The sequence below is a fragment of the Cellulomonas sp. P4_H12 genome (genome assembly GCF_056400905.1).
The window spans coordinates 1-581 of sequence record NZ_JBFUKJ010000115.1; the positions used below are offsets into that span (position 1 = coordinate 1).

Consider the following 581-nt stretch of genomic DNA (forward strand, 5'->3'; position numbering starts at 1 on the left):
GTCGGAATGTCCAAGCAGTACCTGTCCGAGGTCGAACGCGGGCGCAAGGAGCCGTCGTCGGAGATGCTGGACTCGGTGTGCGGCGCGCTCGGCCTGCCGCTCGAGCACCTGCTGGCCCGTGGCGTGCGGCGACTGGCCGTCACGCGACGGGCCGGAACGGGCGCATTGTCCGGCCCGCCGCAGGAGCGGAGCCCGCAGGTGGAACTGCTGGCCGCGTAGACGCTCTCACCCGGCGTCGCGGGTGACGATCACCTGGTCGGCCAGGCCGTAGTCGAGCGCCTCCTGTGCGGTGAAGATCCGGTCCCGGTCGGTGTCCTTGCGCAGCCGCGCCGCGTCCTGGCCGGTGTGTGCGCTGAGGATCTCCTCGGTCTGCGACCGGATCCGCAGCACCTCCGCGGCCTGGAGCGCGAGGTCCGAGATGGAGCCCTGCCCCTGGGTCGAGGGCTGATGCAGTAGGACGCGGGAGTGTGCGAGCACATACCGCCTGCCGGGCGCGCCCGCGGCGAGCAGGACAGCCGCCGCCGACGCGGCCTGACCCATGCAGTAGGTCGCGACCTGCGGGCGCAGGAACTGCATGGTGT

General features: G+C 72.1%; 2 protein-coding genes. One reads left to right on the forward strand and one right to left on the reverse strand.

Going from position 1 to position 581, the window contains the following annotated elements; genetic code table 11:
* A partial coding sequence (locus AC1DQC_RS20055; RefSeq protein WP_477052983.1) for a helix-turn-helix domain-containing protein occupies nucleotides 1-219 on the forward strand: 219 nt, incomplete at its 5' end.
* 6 nt (nucleotides 220-225) lie between these two features.
* Here the strand turns inward: AC1DQC_RS20055 and AC1DQC_RS20060 are convergent.
* Nucleotides 226-581: ATP-dependent Clp protease proteolytic subunit (locus AC1DQC_RS20060; protein ID WP_477052984.1), on the reverse strand; the 356-nt coding region annotated here is incomplete at its 5' end.